The organism is Bradyrhizobium sp. CIAT3101, assembly GCF_029714945.1.
In the GTDB taxonomy this organism is placed as follows: Bacteria; Pseudomonadota; Alphaproteobacteria; order Rhizobiales; family Xanthobacteraceae; genus Bradyrhizobium.
Window position 1 is genome coordinate 2,370,203 of sequence record NZ_CP121634.1, and the last position, 16,120, is coordinate 2,386,322.

The window sequence follows — 16,120 nt, forward strand, 5'->3', positions numbered from 1 at the left end:
AAGTGGACGAGGAGCGCCAGACGCCTAGTCGTTGGCCTCGGGCGGCAGGAAGTCGACCTCATGCAGCGCCGAGATGCGCACGACCTCGGCAGGGTCGGTCAGATTGTGGAGCTGGTTGAACAGCGCCTCCAGCTTCTGCATCGGCGAGACCCAGAACAACGCGCGGCACGGCTTGTCGGACTTGTTGAAATAGCCGTGCGGAATGCCGCGTGGCATGCGCACGAGATCACCGGCATGGGCCTTGACCCATTTTCCGTCGAGCTTGAGGTCGAGCGTCCCTTCCTGCACCAGGATGAACTCGTCCTGGGTCGGATGGATGTGCACCGGCACGAACTGGCCGGGGTCACTGTTGGTCTCGAATGCGAAAGTGGACTCGGTGACGGCCTTGGGGAAGTAGACCTGACCCAGGATGTTCCAGGTCTTGCCGCCATAGCCTGTACCGTTTGCGGTAATGCCCTTTTCGAGTGCAGTCATGCTCGCCTCCTGTTGGATTCCTGCCAGGATGGAGCTTCGGCCACGCCCGGGCGGCTGTCTATCCGCTAAACGAATCCGTCGCGGCGGTTGCCATGCAGCACGACGATTTTGCGACGCGGCCCTTTTCGCGTCCGCGGAACTATTATAGGCTTAAAGCAATTCCGTGACGCGAAGCGTGGTCGATGATGTCCGCAGCCGTGCAGGAAATGAGCACGACAACGCCCGTAGCCGAACGGCTGGCGGGCTTCGCTCGCGTCACCACCGATGATGTCGACGAGGCGGCCGAGCAGATCGGGCGCATCTTCTGTCCGCACGATCTCAAGCCGGCGCAGGCCCGCGCTTCCGGATTTTCGGCGCGGCACAATTGCGCGGCGTTCGACGGCTTTTCCATCAACTACGTTGCCTATGGTGGGACTGTCAGCATCGATCCGGGGTGCCTCGACCGCTTCTTCCTGGTCCAGATCCCGCTCACGGGCACCGCCCACATTTGTGCGGGGGCCGGCGGCTTCGACGCCGCGCCGGACCGGACGGCGTCGCTGCTGTCGCCGACGGTCCCGACCCGGATGACGTGGCGCGACTGTGCGCAAGCGATTTTGCTGCTGGACCGTCGCATGGTTGAGCAGCGCGCCGCGGCGCTGTCGGGCAGGGCGGCCGGCGCGGTCGAGTTCGATCCCGTGATCGACCTGAACGCGCCGTCCGGCCGCCAGCTGCAAACGAGCCTTGCCGAGCTGATGAGGCTCGCCGAGCGGCTCGGACGGTCCGGCCGGCTTTCCCCAGTTGCGATGGCTGATTGGCGCGAGGTGCTGCTCGATCGCCTCCTCAATGGCCAGCGGCATGGCCTGTCGGATGCGATCAGGACGTTCTCAGGACAGGCCGAGCGCCTGCCACGCGCACTCCGCGCCGCACGGGACCATCTTGCGGAAAATGCCGGCGAGCCGCTCGATCTCGCGCAGCTTGCGGACGCATCCGGCATCGGCATCCGCGCGCTCCAGCTCGGCTTCCGCCGTCATTTCGGCGTGTCGATCTCGGAGATGCTGCTCGATATGCGTCTTGCCGGTCTTCATGCGAGGCTCGCGCAGTCTTCGCCAGACGTTTCCATCACCGACATCGCTTTCGATCTCGGCTTCACGCATCTCGGCCGCATGGCCGGAGCGTACCGCGAAAAATTCGGCGAGACGCCGTCGGCAACTCTGCGACGGCGGATGAGCTAACGAGCGGCGCCGGCAAGGTTCATTTTCGCGATCGCGTCGCGCTCTCGTCGGTCTCCTGCTTGCGCAAGAACCCTTCGACCTCGGCCTGCACCGAATAGGGCGTCGGGATCGGGTCGCCTGCCGCATCGACGGCGGTATCGAGCGAGCGGCGCAGCATGCGGGCGAGCTCGGCCTTGCGGTAGGGTTTTGTCAGAAGCGGCGCACCCTTGGTGGCCTGTCCCAGCCCATGCGGGGAGTCGTGGGCATAACCCGACGTGAACAGCACCCGCAAGGAGGGGCGCGCAGCCACCATCTCGTCGGCGAGCTCCCGTCCGTTCAAGGCGCCCGCCATCACGATATCGGTGAAGAGCAGATCGAAGGACGTCCCCTCCGCCGCGATGGCGAGGGCGTCGGCTGCGTTGGTGGCCGGAATGACCTTGTAGCCGAGGCTTTCGAGCTGGACCGTGACGTAGCGACGGACATCGCGGTCGTCCTCGACGCACAGGATGGTCTCCGTCCCGCCCACGATCTTGCGCTCGTCATAGCCGGTCGGGCGAAGCACGCTGGTCTCGGCCTTCGGCAGGTAGATCGTGAATGTCGTGCCGCCGCCTTCTTCCGATCTGACCTTGATGCCGCCGCCCGACTGCTTGACGAAGCCGAACACCATGCTGAGCCCGAGGCCCGTGCCCTTGCCGACCTCCTTGGTCGAGAAGAACGGATCGAAGATGCGTTCCAGGATCGCCTGCGGAATGCCCGTGCCGGTGTCGGCAATCTGGATCTCGACATAGTCGCCGGCATAGCCGGCGCCGACCGCGACGGCCTCGCGCACGCCGAACACCACGTTGCGCGTCGTCAGCGTCAGCCTGCCGCCTTCAGGCATTGCGTCGCGGGCGTTGATCGCGAGGTTGAGCAGCGCCGAGGAGAGCTGCCCGCGGTCGGCGAAGGCGAGCCAGATGGTGCCGTCGAGCCTCTTCACGATCTCGATCTTCTTGTCGAAGGTCGCCAGCATCAGCTTGGCGAGCTCCTCGAGCAGGTCGTTGACGTCGATATCGGCCGGCTGCAGCGCCTGCTTGCGCGCAAAGGACAGCAGGCTCGAGGTCAGTGCCGCGCCGCGATCGGCGGCCTCGCTGATCAGCTTGGTGATGGTGGCGAGCGGCGGGTTGTCCTTCACGGCATCGGCGAGGATCTCGATCGTGCCCGTGATCACCGTGAGCATGTTGTTGAATTCATGGGCGATGCCGCCGGTGAGCTGGCCGACCGCTTCCATCTTCTGCGCCTGGATCAGCTGTTCCTCGGCGGCGCGCTTCTGGGTGATGTCCTTGACGAAATTGTTGATGACGGTGCGCCCGCCGAGCTGGAGCGTGGTGCTCGACGCCTCGATCAGGATCTCGTCGCCCTCCCGGTGCAGCAGGGTTGCCTCGAAGCGGATGCCGATCGGCGTATGCGAGAGCTCCGGCAGAAGCCGCATCATGCGTTGCCTGAAACCGTCGCGGAGCGGCTCGGCGATGAGGAGATTGACGACGTCAGTGCCGAGCGCCTCCTCGCGCGTCCATCCGGTCAGCGCCTCGGCCTGGACGCTCCACTCCAGGATGATCCCGTTCGCGTCGGTCTGGACGAAAGCATCCAGAGCAGTCTTGATGACGGCCTGGGTCATCTGCGCGCTCGACTGCGCCTGCTCGGCCAGTTGTGCGGCCATGCGCTTGTCCTGAGCCGTCTCGATCGTGCGCGTGCAGAGCCGGGCGATCAGCAGTGCGACGGCGCCGCTTGCGAGCAGGGCAACGATCTCCGCAACGCCGAACCCCGGGCCGGCCACGGCATAAGAGACGAGGAGTGCCGCGGCGGTCACGACGACCTGCGCGGCCATCGCGAGTGTCAGAAGCCCCCTGAGTTTCATGGTCTTACCAACGACGTCCACCGCGGACCCTCGCGTCCGCCCTGTCAAATGAGTCCGGCTCCATGTGAGCTACAGACTCCCTGCGGCGGCGTCGAGGGCAATTTCCGTCAGTATCGGGGCGAGCCGTTGCTTTGTGTCAACTTGCCGGCGAATCGGTCTGGCGCAGCGTCGTGACCCAGATCACACGTGCGGCATGCTGGGTCGGGTTGTCGAACATGTGCGGTACGATGCTCGGAAAACGAAAGCTGTCGCCGGCTTCCAGCACATGGGCCTGGTTGTCGAGCCACAGCCGCAGGCTGCCGGAGAGGATGTAGCCGGCCTTCTCGCCGGTGTGCTGCAGGAAGTCGGTGCCTGAGGAGGCGCCGGGGTTGAGTGTGAGCTCGTAGAGCTCGAGCTGGCCTTTGCCTTCCGGCGTCAGCGCTTCCTTGACGACGCCGCTGGCGGTGAGCCGCAGCAGGCGCCGGTTGTTCTTGCGCACGATGTAGCGCTGCACGTCGGCGGCGGGATCGCTGGTCTCGAAGAAATAGGAGATCGGCACCTCGAGCGCGATGCTGAGCAGGCGCAGCGTGCGGATCGACGGCATGGCGCGTGCTCGTTCGAGCTGGCTGATCATGCCGTTGGAGAGGCCGGTCTTGTTGGCGACGTCCTGGATCGACAGGCCGGCGCGCTGGCGCAGCAGCCGCACGGTCTCGCCGAGCCTCTGGTCGACCGCATCGTCGGCCTCGATCGTCGGGGCGTCTTTCGGACCATTGGTGTCGCCGCGACCATCCATGTCGCTCTCCCGTGCATGACCTTGCCGCCGGAATGGCCGGCGGTGTGAAAAGGTCGCGCATCCTAGCAATGCGATTGACAGCTGTATTTAGTCATGATGAACTTTTGATCGAAAAATTTAGAAGCACTAAAGCCCACTCCTGTCCCTTTGCCGGGGTCACGGGGCGCGGGAGAGGTGCCGCGTGCGGGAACGGAGACTGGTCATGGCAGACAGCACCGGCAAGTTCGGCGTTGGCGGACTGCATCATCTCGGCATTCCAAATCGCCGACAATTTTTTCAGATCGGCGCCGGCGCCGCGGCGGGATGGACGCTTGCAGGCAGCGCCTTTGCGCAGACCGAACGACCGGGCAATCCGCCGGACAAGCCGCGTGGGCAGGTGATCGCGGCGTTGTCGCAGGAGCCGACCGTCTTTCATCCGCTGATGCCCGGCATCGAAGTCGACCAGGGCGTCTGGTGGCAGGTGTTCTCGCCGCTCTGGTTCATCGATCCCGACGGCAAGTTCGTGCCCGATCTCGCGCGTGAAGTCCCGACGGTCGAGAATGGCGGCCTTTCGGCGGACGGCCTGAGCTGGAAGATCAAGCTGCGCAATGACGTGAAGTGGCACGATGGCACGGCCTTCACGGCGGACGACGTCAAGTTCTCGCTCGAGCTGATCAACAATCCCGACTTCCGTGTCCGCAATCGCGTCGGCCACAGCCTCGTCAAGGCCATCACGATCGTCGCGCCCGACGAGATCCACTGGCGAATGGAAGCTCCCTATTCGCCCTACATGTCGATCCTGTCGCTGACCTTCATCGTGCCCAAGCACATTCTGGAGAAGGTGTCGGATCCGAATTCGTCGCCGTTCCACAATGCGCCTGTCGGCACCGGACCGTTCCGCTGGGGCGAGCGCGTGCCCGGCGACCATATTCAGTTCAATGCCTATGCCGGCTATCACGGCAAGGGACCTTACGTCGAACGCGTGGTGTTCAAGTACATTCCCGATCTCACCGTCCTCTACACCCAGTTCCGTACCGGACAGGTCGACTACACCGGCCTGCAGGGCATTTTGCCGAACTTCGTGCAGGAGGCGAAGACGCTGAAGGCGCGCAAGATCTTCGTCTCGTCGACGTCCTCGGTGGAGCACATCGCGCCGAATCTGGAGTTCGGCCCCTTCGCCGACGGCGCGGTGCGCGAGGCGCTCTATCTTGCCATCAACAAGCAGGCGATCATCGATGCCTTGAACTACGGCCTGCCGATGCAGACCGAAAGCTTCGTGCCACAGGAGGCGTGGTCGTTCCAGAAGGGCCTGCCGCAGCACAAATACGATCCGACCAAGGCGAATGCGCTGCTCGATGCAGCCGGCTGGGTGCGCGGCGCGGGCGGCGTGCGTGAGAAGGGTGGCGTCAAGCTCGAATTCACCAACTCGACGACATCAGGCAATGCCGTGCGCGAGCAGACCCAGCAGCTCCTGATCCAGGACTGGCGCGCGATCGGCGCGAGCATGCGCGTCAACAACATGCCGGCCGCCGTGATCTGGGGCGACTTCTGGCAGCAGTCGAAGTTCAATTCGGTCATCGTCGGCGTGAATTTCATGCTGGGCAGCGACCCCGACGTGACGCCGCGGTTCGGCTCGGGCGCGATCCCTGCCAAGGGCGGCCGCGGTTACAACACCTATCAATACCAGAACGCCGAGGCTGATCGTCTGCTCGCGCAAGGCGCCAAGCAATTCGATCTCGCGCAGCGCAAGACCACCTATGGTGACCTGCAAAAGCTCATCCGCAACGACCTCGCGATCCTGCCGCTGTTCCAGGGCTACATTGTCGAGGGCGTGAAGGAGGGGCTGCAGGGCTTCCGTCCCAACATCAACACCTCGATCAATTGCTGGAACATCCGCGAATGGTACTGGGCCTGATGCGCTCTATTCGCGAGATCGTCTGAGATGGTTCGCTACGTCGCCAATCGCCTGGCGCAGGCGGTCATGCTGCTGGTGATCGTCTCGGCGATCGGTTTCGCCCTCCTGCATCTGGCGCCCGGCGGTCCGCTCTCGCAATTCGCCGTGTCCGCGCAGATGACGCAGGAGGATCTCGACCGCGTCACCAGGCAGCTCGGCCTCGATCGGCCCCTGCCGATCCAGTATCTCGACTGGTTCGGCCGCATGCTCAAAGGCGATTGGGGCAAGTCCTATCGCGACGGCGAGGCGGTGCTGTCGGTGATCTCGTCACATCTTGGTGCAACGCTCGAGCTGATGGTGACGGCGACCATCATCGCGGTGCTGCTCGGTTGCTGGATCGGCATGTTGGGCGCGCTGAGGCGATATTCGCTGTTCGACTCGCTCGCCACCGTTGGCGCCATGATCGCGCTGTCGATCCCGACGTTCTGGTTCGGCCTCGTCACCATCTATGTGTTTTCAGTGACGCTGGGCTGGCTGCCGGCGGGAAACCGCGCGACCATCGGCGATGGCTCCTTCCTCGACCTGCTGCATCATCTGATCGCACCGGCGATGGTGCTGGGGCTGGTCGAGACCGCGATGTGGAGCCGCTTCATGCGTTCCTCCATGCTTGAAGTGATCAACCAGGATTACATCCGCACCGCGCGAGCCAAGGGCATGCCGGAATGGCGGATTCTCACGGTGCACGCGTTGCGCAATGCGTTGCTGCCGATGATCACGGTGGGCGGGTTGCAGTTTCCGACGCTGCTCGGCGGCGCGCTGGTGGCCGAGACGGTGTTCACCTGGCCCGGCATGGGGCGGCTGTTCCTGGATTCCATCGGCTATCGCGACTATCCCGTGGTGATGGGCATCCTGATGTTCTCTGCGGTCATGGTGCTGATCGGCTCGCTGGTTGCCGACATCCTCTATGCCGTCGTCGATCCGCGCATTCGGGTGGGCTGAAGCGATGGCGACCGCAGTCTTGTCCACCGCTCAATCCGGCCCCGGTCAGGGCGCCTGGCAACGCTTCTGCCGCCACCGGCTCGCGCTCGCGGGCGCGATCGTCATTCTCGTTCTGGTGCTCGGCTCGGCGTTCGGTCCTTATCTGCTGCCGTTCGACGACACCTATATCGATATCATGAAACGGTTTGCCCCGCCGCTCTCGGGGACGCACATCCTCGGGACCGACGAACTCGGTCGCGATGTGCTGGCGCGGCTGATGATGGGCGCGCGCGTCTCGTTGTCGATCGGCTTCGTCGCGATGGTGATTGCGATGGCCGTCGGCATCGTCGTCGGCGCCTTCGCCGGCTTCTATGGCGGCGTCGTGGGCGCGGTGCTGATGCGGCTGGTCGACGCCGTGCTGTGCTTTCCCACCATCTTCCTGCTGCTGGCGTTGGCGGCGCTCACCGAGCCCGGTTTCGTCACGACCGCCGTGTTGATCGCAGCGACGTCATGGATGTTGGTGGCGCGCGTCGTCGAGGCCCAGGTGCGCTCGTTGCGGGAGCGCGAGTTTGCGGTGGCCGCGCTCGCGTTCGGCTCGTCGAACCTTCGGATCATGTTCCGCGAGCTCGTGCCCAACGCGGTTGCGCCGATCCTGGTGGCGGCAACTCTCAATGTCGCCCAGGCGATCCTGCTGGAATCCTATCTCAGCTATCTCGGCTACGGCATCCAGCCGCCGGCCGCGAGCCTGGGCAACATGCTCAACAATGCGCAGATCTATCTCACCAGCGCGCCGTGGCTCGCGATCGCGCCGGGCGTCGCCATCACGCTCGCCGTGACGAGCTTCAACTTCCTCGGTGACGGCCTGCGCGACGCGCTCGATCCGCGAATGAACATCTCATGACGAGCAAGCTCTCGACCGAACTGATCTCCAGGAGTGCATCATGTCCCCGCCGCTCAACCGTATAAACAGCGACGAACGCCTGCCGGCGCAGGCGGACGTCGTCGTCATCGGCGGCGGCGTCATCGGCGTCTCGGCGGCCTATCATTTGGCGAAGAAGGGTCTCTCCGTCGCGCTGGTCGAGAAAGGTCACGTCGGCGGCGAGCAGTCGAGCCGCAATTGGGGCTGGTGCCGTCAGCAGGGCCGGGCGCGTGAGGAAATTCCGCTGGCGCGCGAGGCGCTACGTCTGTGGGAGGATATGCAGAACGACGCCGGCGTCGATGCCGGTTTCCGCCGCACCGGCGTGCTGTTCCTGACGAAGAGCGAGGACGAGCTCGCGAGCTGGGAGCGCTGGGCGGCGGTCGCGCGCGAAATGCAGGTGCATTCGACCGTGCTGACCCCGGCCGAGGTCGCCGAACGCATGCCGGGCAATACCGACAAATGGGTCGGCGGGCTGCACACGCCGAGCGACGGCCGCGCCGAACCGTCGATGGCCGTGCCTGCGTTGGCGACGGCCGCGCGAAAGCACGGCGTCACGATTCATCAGGGCTGCGCCGCGCGCGGGCTGGAGACACAAGGAGGACGCGTCAGCGCCGTCGTCACCGAGAAGGGCACCATTCGCACGCAGGCGGTGCTACTGTCGGGTGGTGCGTGGTCGTCGCTGTTCTGCCGGCGTCACGGCATCGAGTTGCCGATCGGTCTCGTCAACGCCACCGCATGCCGCACCACGCCGGCACCTGAGATCACCTCCGGTGCGCTCGGCACCGATCTCTACTGCATCCGCCGCCGTCTCGATGGCGGCTTCACACTGGCGCTGCGCAACCGCGGCACGGTGGAGTTGTCGCCCGACCTGTTCCGCTACGCGCGCACCTTCTGGCCGACCTATCAGCATCGCAAGGGCGGGCTCAAACTGTCGTTCGGCAAGTCGTTCTTCGACCAGATCATGCGCGGCACCAGCTGGAGCTTTGACAAGCCGTCGCCGTTCGAGACTGAGCGCGTGCGCGATCCCGAGCCTGATATGTCACTGGTCACTGCGGCGCTGGCCTCGCTGATCAAGGCAAACCCGGAGCTCAAGGACATCGAGATCGCGGAGGCCTGGGGCGGGACCATCGACTGTACGCCGGACACGATTCCCGTGATCTCGCCGGTCGACGCGCTGCCCGGCTTCTTCCTCGCGACCGGCTTCTCCGGTCATGGTTTCGGCATCGGTCCTGCGGCCGGCAAGCTCGCCGCCGATATCGTGACCGGCGCGACCCCGCTGGTCGATCCTGCAGCCTACAGCCACAAGCGCATGATCGACGGCCGGCGGCTCGCGCCGGTCAGCCCATTCTGAGGGCGGCATGACGGTTCTCTACAAGGCCAACATGGCGCGCGGCGCGGAGTGGGCCCGCTTCTTCGCCGAGCGCGCGCCGGACGTGCCGTTCCGGGTCTGGCCGGATATCGGCGATCCCCAGGCGGTGCGTTATCTGGTGGCTTGGCAGCCGCCCGACGATATTGCGGCGACGTTCCCCAATCTCGAGCTGGTGTTCTCGGTCGGCGCCGGCGTCGATCAGTTCGACATCACGAAACTACCTCCGCATGTCCCGCTGGTCCGCATGATGGAACCCGGTATCACCGAGCGCATGGTCGAATATGCCTGCATGTCGGTGCTCGCGCTGCATCGCGATCTCGTGCAGTTCATCGGCCAGCAGCGCGATCAAGTCTGGCGCGAGCTCTCCGTGACGCACACGAGCGAACGGCGTGTCGGTGTGATGGGGCTCGGTCTGCTTGGCCAGGCCGTGCTCGACCGGCTCAAATCGTTCGACTTTCCGTTGCTCGGCTGGAACCGTTCGCCACGCAGCATCGCGGGCGTCACCTGTTATGCGGGTGCGGAGGCCCTGCCGGATTTCCTGGGGCAGGCCGACATCCTCGTCTGCCTGCTGCCGCTGACATCGGAGACGCGCGGCATTCTGAACGCAAATCTGTTCGCGCGTCTGCCGCGCGGCGCGCGGCTGCTCAATGTCGGGCGGGGCGGCCATCTGGTCGAGGCCGACCTCGTCGCGGCGCTGGACGGCGGCGTGCTGTCGGCCGCCGTGCTCGACGTCGCCGAGCCCGAGCCGCTGCCCGCGGGCCATCCGTTCTGGAGTCATCCGCGTATTCTTCTCACGCCGCATATCGCCAGCACGACGAAGCCGGAAACCGCGGTCGACTACGTGCTCGACACCATCGCACGCCACCGCCGCGGCGAGCCCCTGCCGGGGCGTATCGACCGCGATCGCGGCTACTAGGATACTTGCATGAGCATCGGCGCGAGCAGACCCGATCAGATCGTTGCCGGCGCGCTGGCGCCCGTGCTGTCGGTCTCGGGCCTGACTACGTCCTTCCTGCGCGAGCAGCAATGGATCCCGGTCGTTCGCAACGTCTCCTTCGATATCGCGCCACGCGAGACCGTCGCGATCGTCGGTGAGTCCGGTTCGGGCAAGAGCGTCACCGCGCTCTCGATCATGCGGCTCATTCCAAAAGAGAGCGGCCGCATCGAAGGTCGCATCAATTTGGCCGGCCGCGATCTGCTGACGCTGCCCGAAGCTGATATGAAGAACATCCGCGGCGACGATGTCGCGATGATCTTCCAGGAGCCGATGACCAGTCTCAATCCGGTGCTCACCATCGGATTCCAGATCGCGGAAGCGCTGATCCAGCATCGCGGCCTGTCGCGTGCCTCGGCGGAAACCGAGACCATCCGTCTGCTCGATCGTGTCCGTATCCCCGCTGCAAAATCGCGCTTCCACGAGCATCCGCATGGTTTCTCCGGCGGTATGCGCCAGCGCGTGATGATCGCGATGGCGCTGGCCTGCAAGCCGAAACTCCTGATAGCGGACGAGCCGACCACGGCGCTCGACGTCACCATCCAGGCGCAGATCCTGGAATTGCTGAAGGCGCTTCAGCAGGAGGAGGGGATGTCGATCCTCTTCATTACCCACGATATGGGCGTGGTCGCCGAGATCGCGGATCGTACCGTGGTGATGTATGGCGGACAGGCTGTCGAGACCGACGCGACGTCGCGCATCTTCGCCGCACCCTCGCATCCCTATACGCGTGCACTGCTCGCCGCCGTGCCGCGGCTCGGCTCGATGGACGGCCGGACGCGGCCGATGCGCTTTCCCATCGTCGACAAGGTCACGGGCACCTCGGACGAACCGGCGGAGACGCCCGATACGGTGTCGAGCGCGGAGCGCCCGCTGCTCGAGGTATCAAACCTCACCACGCGCTTTCCGATCCGCGCGGGTCTGTTCGGCAAGGTCTCCGGCCGCGTTCATGCCGTCGAGAACATCTCGTTCACCTTGCGCGCCGGCGAGACGCTGGCGCTGGTCGGTGAATCCGGCTGCGGCAAGTCGACGACGGGGCGCTCGATCCTCAAGCTGACCGAGCCGGATGCCGGCACCGTCCTGATCGACGGCCAGGACGTGCTCGCCATGAGCGGTCGCAGCTTGCGCGATTTCCGCAAGCACATGCAGATCGTGTTTCAGGATCCGTTCGCGAGCCTCAATCCACGGATGTCGGCGGGAACGGCGATCGCGGCGCCACTGCTGGCCAACGGCCTCGCCTCGGCGTCGCAGGCGCGCGACAAGGTCGCCGACCTGCTCGTGCGCGTCGGCCTCACCGCCGACATGGCCGCACGCTTCCCGCATGAATTCTCCGGCGGGCAGCGCCAGCGCATCTGTATCGCGCGTGCGCTCGCGCTCGGGCCGAAGCTGATCGTCGCGGACGAGGCGGTCTCCGCGCTCGATGTCTCGGTCAAGGCCCAGGTCGTCAATCTGATGCTCGACCTTCAGGCCAGCATGGGGCTCGCCTATCTCTTCATCTCCCACGATATCGCCGTGGTCGAGCGCATGAGCCACCGCATCGCGGTGATGTATCTCGGCGAGATCGTCGAGATAGGTCCGCGCGCTGCGGTGTTCGGCAACCCGCAGCATCCCTACACCAAGAAGCTGATGGCCGCCGTTCCCGTGCCCGACCCCGCACGCCGCGGCACGAAGCGCGACGTGGCCAACGACGAGATCAGAAGCCCGGTGCGTGCACCGGACTATCAACCGCCGATCCGGCAATATCGCGAGGTCTCGCCCGGCCATGTCGTGCAGGTCTGGGGCGAGGAGTGGTCGGCCTAAGGCGTCTCGCCGCAGAGTCTCCGATCATTGCGCAGACGGAGAATGTTTCCGTTCAGAAATATTCGAGGCTTTCTAAGATAGATTCCAGAAGATCATCGCTTCAGCGTTCTTCCCACCACGAAGCCTGAGGACTACCGCTTGTCGCGGAAGTGGAATGGGGCGTTGTCGTGGTGGGAATTTCGACTGGTGGAGCGAAGGCTCCTGTCGTTGCGTTGTTGGGACTTGCGTTGACGGCTTATGCGACCGACAGCGTCGCGCAGACGCCTGCAGCGGGATCCGGAACAGCTCTGCCTCCCGTGACCGTCGATGCACCAAAGCCACGCGTTGTAACGCGCAGTCAGCCCACGCGAACCTCGCGCAGCGCCCGTTCAAATCGATCGAGAACCGCAACAGGGCAGAGCGGCGAAGCCGTTCATGTCGAGACAGCCGCGAGCCGAGGCACGTTCCGCCAGGGCAATGGCCCGATCGAGGGCTATGTCCCGCACCGGACCTTGGCCGGAACCAAGACCAACACGCCGATCCTCGAGGTGCCGCAGTCGATCTCCGTGATCGGCATAGCCCAGATCCGCGATCAGGGCGCTCGGTCAGTGGCGCAGGCTGTGGGCTACACGCCCGGCGTGGTCACCAACAGTCCCAATGACACGCGCTTTGAGTCGCTGCGCATCCGCGGTTTCCAGCCGGTGCTCTATCTCGACGGCATGCAGCTTCCCTACGGCGCCAGCATGTTCGGCCAGCCGAAGCTCGATCTCGCTCTGCTCGAACGGATCGAGGTGCTGCGGGGACCTTCGTCGCCGCTTTACGGGCAGGTCGCGCCGGGTGGCATGATCAACCTCGTCAGCCGCCTGCCGACGCCCACGCCACTGAATTCTGTCGAGGTCTTGGGCGACAGCTGGGGCAAGGCGCAGACCAATTTCGACATCGGTGGCGTCCATCAGAAGGGCGATCTGTACTGGCGCATCGCCGGTACGCTTCACGACGGCGGAACGCAGGTCGACTTCGTCAACGATTTTCGTGGTGCGATCGCGCCGTCCTTCACCTGGCGGCCCGATCTCGACACCACCTTCACCTTCCTGAGCGGCTATCAGCGCGACATCACCGGTCTGGCGTTGCAGTTCTTCCCGGCCGTGGGCACGCTGCTGCCCAGTCCGAACGGACGCATTCCGATGACGAAATTCCTGGGCGAACCCGGCTTCGATCATTTCGATCGCGAGCAGGCGTGGGTCGGATACCAGTTCGAGCACTCGTTCAACGAGATCTGGACGGTGCGGCAGAATGTTCGGTACTTCAACCTCCAGACCAACACCTATGCGGTCGCCGGCGGCGGTGCTGCGGGCGTAAACCCTTATCCCAACGCCGGTGTGGGCGATTACGCCACGCTTGCGCGCGCTGCTTTCAAGTTTCCGGAGAGCGCCGACGCGTTCACCATGGACAATCAGGCCGAGGCCCGTTTCTCGACCGGCGCGTTCGCTCATACCGTGCTGATGGGGCTAGACTACCGTCACACGACCAGCGAGCTGAATATGGGTATCGGCTCGGCACCGTCGATCAACCTCAACAACACGGTCTATGGTGCGGCGATTGCGATGCCTGCCACCGCCACCAACACAGGTCAGCGGCAGGATCAGACTGGCCTCTATGCACAGGACCAGATCGCGCTCGGCGGGTGGCGGCTGACGCTGAGTGGCCGCAACGACTGGGTCGGCACCAACACGCTGGACTTCATCAAGAACACAAACCAGAGCCAGAACGATCATGCGTTCACTGGGCGCGCCGGGCTGAATTATGTGTTCGATTCCGGTGTGGCGCCATACATCGCTTACGCCACTTCATTCCAGCCGACTCTGGGGACAACCGCGAGCGGCGCGGCGTTGGTTCCGACCACGGCCAGGCAGGCCGAGATCGGCGTGAAGTATCAGCCGGTCGGAACCAATCTGCTCCTCACGGCGGCGCTGTTCGACATGACGCAGGAGAACGTCGTCACTCCGGATCTGAGCGTGACGGGCAAGAGCGTCCAGACCGGCGAGGCGCGGTCCCGGGGCGCTGAATTCGAGGCGACGGCCAGCCTCACCGAGGGGCTGAAGCTGAAGGCATCCTACGCCTACACTGACACCCTGACGACCAAGACCAATACGGCGAGCCAGCTCAACAAGCACCTCACGATCCAACCGATGAACCAGGCCGCGCTGTGGGCGGACTACACGTTCCAGCAGGGGCAGGTCGCAGGTTTCGGCTTCGGCGGCGGCGTGCGTTACATCGGCGATTCCTATGGCGATCTCGCCAACACGATCTCGATCCCGAGCTACACATTGGTCGATGCCGCGATCCATTATGATCTGTCCAATCTCGATCGCAGGCTTCGCGGCGTGCAGCTTGCGGTAAACGCCACAAATCTCTTCAACAAGTACTACGTCGCATCATGCACGAGCCTGAGTTCGTGCTTCATCGGCTCGGGACGAACGGTGATCGGCGGCGTTCGCTATACCTGGTGATGATGGAGAAGCGCTTCGCATGACGCCTCGCTCGATCCGCATCTGGAAGGAAACGCACAAGTGGACGAGCCTCGTCTGCACGCTATTCCTGTTCATGTTGTGCCTGACAGGGCTGCCGCTGATCTTCCATGACGAGATCGACGCGGCCCTGGGAGCTGCGGTTGAGCCGGATGTCGTCGCCGAAGGGACACCGTTGCTGAGCTTCGACCGCGTCCTCGACATCGCACGCGCGGCGCGGCCGAATGACGTAATCACCATCGTTGGCGCGGACGATGAGGATCCCATCTGGCATGTCTTCATGGCATCGACCATCACGACACCGAAGGCAGATGCCATCGTCAGTGTCGACGGCCACACCGGACGAATTCTCCACGTCGGAGCCGCCGTCCGCGGAGCTGTCACCAAGTTTCTTCTCGATTTGCATGCCGACCTGTTCCTTGAACAGCCAGGCATGCTGTTCCTGGGAGCGATGGGTTTCCTTTTTCTGGTTGCAACCGTCTCCGGCGTCGTCGTCTATGGCCCGTTCATGCGCCGCCTGGATTTCGGCACGATGAGGTCGCGCCGCCGCCTGTACTGGCTCGACGTGCACAATCTGTTCGGTATCGTCATTCTGGCGTGGACCATCGTCGTCGGCGTAACGGGCGTCATTAACACGCTGTCGCAGCAGATCGCGCAGCATTGGCAGCGAACCGAACTCGTCGCGATGCTCGGCCCGTGGCGAAACGCGCCGGTGCCGCCGAAGCTTGCGTCGGCGCAGGTCGCGATCGACGCCGCACTCGCACATGCGCCAGGCATGAAGGTGCAGTCGGTCGCGATGCCGGGGTCGCCGTTTGCCGGCGGTCATCACTACGGCGTTTATCTGCGCGGCAACGAGCCGTTGACCTCGCGGCTGCTCAAGCCGGTGCTGATCAATGCCGATGACGGCTCTTTTGGCGAAACGCGGGATATGCCGCTTTACGTCAAGGCGCTGTTCGTTTCGCGCCCGCTGCACTTCGGGGACTATGGCGGCATGCCGCTGAAGATCATCTGGGCCCTGCTGGATCTCGTGACTCTCGTTGTGCTCGGCAGCGGTCTCTATCTTTGGGCGGCGCGGCTGCGCAAGGTGCCAAGGCGATCGACCGCGGCGGCCGCAAAGCAATTGGCGGTGGGCGCGGAGGCGTCGCGATGACCGGCGCCAGGCGTTCTCTGCTCCGGACATTCCTGGCGCCAGTCGTGATCGCCTGCGTTGTGGCTTTTGGATTGATTTCGGCGCTGCTCGGGGACGGCGTCTGGGATCAGGCGTCCTGGGTCGCGCTCGCGATTCCGCTCGTGGTCCTTGTCTTCTACGTGAGCAGCCGTATAGCTCGCCGACCGCGAACGCGCCGGGCG

At 64.6% G+C, this 16,120-nt stretch carries 12 protein-coding genes; 9 read left to right on the top strand and 3 right to left on the bottom strand.

The genetic code is table 11. The features are described from left to right. Positions 1-24: 24 nt before the first annotated feature. Positions 25-474 (bottom strand): cupin domain-containing protein, encoded by a 450-nt coding sequence (locus QA645_RS11030; protein WP_027529369.1) that lies wholly within the window; start codon positions 472-474, stop codon positions 25-27. A gap of 185 nt (positions 475-659) precedes the next feature. Between QA645_RS11030 and QA645_RS11035 the strand changes: the two genes are divergently transcribed. After that, positions 660-1,685, top strand: a complete 1,026-nt coding sequence (locus QA645_RS11035) for an AraC family transcriptional regulator (protein ID WP_254135508.1) — start codon at positions 660-662, stop codon at positions 1,683-1,685. Positions 1,686-1,704: 19 nt separating this feature from the next. Here QA645_RS11035 and QA645_RS11040 read toward each other — a convergent pair whose 3' ends face one another. Both QA645_RS11040 and QA645_RS11045 read right to left on the bottom strand, forming a co-directional pair. Further along, positions 1,705-3,558, bottom strand: coding sequence for an ATP-binding protein (locus QA645_RS11040; protein ID WP_283053159.1), 1,854 nt, complete (start codon positions 3,556-3,558; stop codon positions 1,705-1,707). Between the two features lie 136 nt (positions 3,559-3,694). Further along, positions 3,695-4,330: a cupin domain-containing protein gene (locus tag QA645_RS11045; protein ID WP_283050155.1), complete on the bottom strand. Its 636-nt coding sequence runs from the start codon at positions 4,328-4,330 to the stop codon at positions 3,695-3,697. A gap of 202 nt (positions 4,331-4,532) precedes the next feature. On the opposite strand from QA645_RS11045, the gene QA645_RS11050 reads away from it, so the two are divergent. From QA645_RS11050 to QA645_RS11085, 8 genes are all read left to right on the top strand, one after another. Continuing rightward, entirely contained in the window at positions 4,533-6,224 is a 1,692-nt protein-coding gene (locus tag QA645_RS11050; protein WP_283050156.1) for a peptide ABC transporter substrate-binding protein, read from the top strand. A gap of 27 nt (positions 6,225-6,251) precedes the next feature. After that, positions 6,252-7,202: an ABC transporter permease gene (locus QA645_RS11055; RefSeq protein WP_283050158.1), complete on the top strand. Its 951-nt coding sequence runs from the start codon at positions 6,252-6,254 to the stop codon at positions 7,200-7,202. Between the two features lie 4 nt (positions 7,203-7,206). Then, positions 7,207-8,082, top strand: coding sequence for an ABC transporter permease (locus tag QA645_RS11060; RefSeq protein WP_283050159.1), 876 nt, complete (start codon positions 7,207-7,209; stop codon positions 8,080-8,082). Between the two features lie 40 nt (positions 8,083-8,122). Then, positions 8,123-9,451 carry an FAD-binding oxidoreductase gene (locus tag QA645_RS11065; protein ID WP_283050161.1) on the top strand — a complete coding sequence of 443 codons (1,329 nt, stop codon included), beginning with the start codon at positions 8,123-8,125 and terminating at the stop codon, positions 9,449-9,451. Positions 9,452-9,458: 7 nt separating this feature from the next. Continuing rightward, the gene (locus tag QA645_RS11070; RefSeq protein WP_283050163.1) at positions 9,459-10,385 is read left to right on the top strand and encodes a glyoxylate/hydroxypyruvate reductase A; all 927 of its coding nucleotides are present in this window, start codon (positions 9,459-9,461) and stop codon (positions 10,383-10,385) included. A gap of 9 nt (positions 10,386-10,394) precedes the next feature. Further along, entirely contained in the window at positions 10,395-12,263 is a 1,869-nt protein-coding gene (locus QA645_RS11075) for an ABC transporter ATP-binding protein (protein ID WP_283050165.1), read from the top strand. A gap of 491 nt (positions 12,264-12,754) precedes the next feature. Further along, positions 12,755-14,752 (top strand): TonB-dependent siderophore receptor, encoded by a 1,998-nt coding sequence (locus QA645_RS11080; protein WP_283050167.1) that lies wholly within the window; start codon positions 12,755-12,757, stop codon positions 14,750-14,752. 19 nt (positions 14,753-14,771) lie between these two features. Further along, a complete protein-coding gene (locus tag QA645_RS11085; RefSeq protein ID WP_283050169.1) occupies positions 14,772-15,920 on the top strand; it encodes a PepSY-associated TM helix domain-containing protein in 1,149 nt (382 codons plus the stop codon). Positions 15,921-16,120 lie beyond the last annotated feature (200 nt).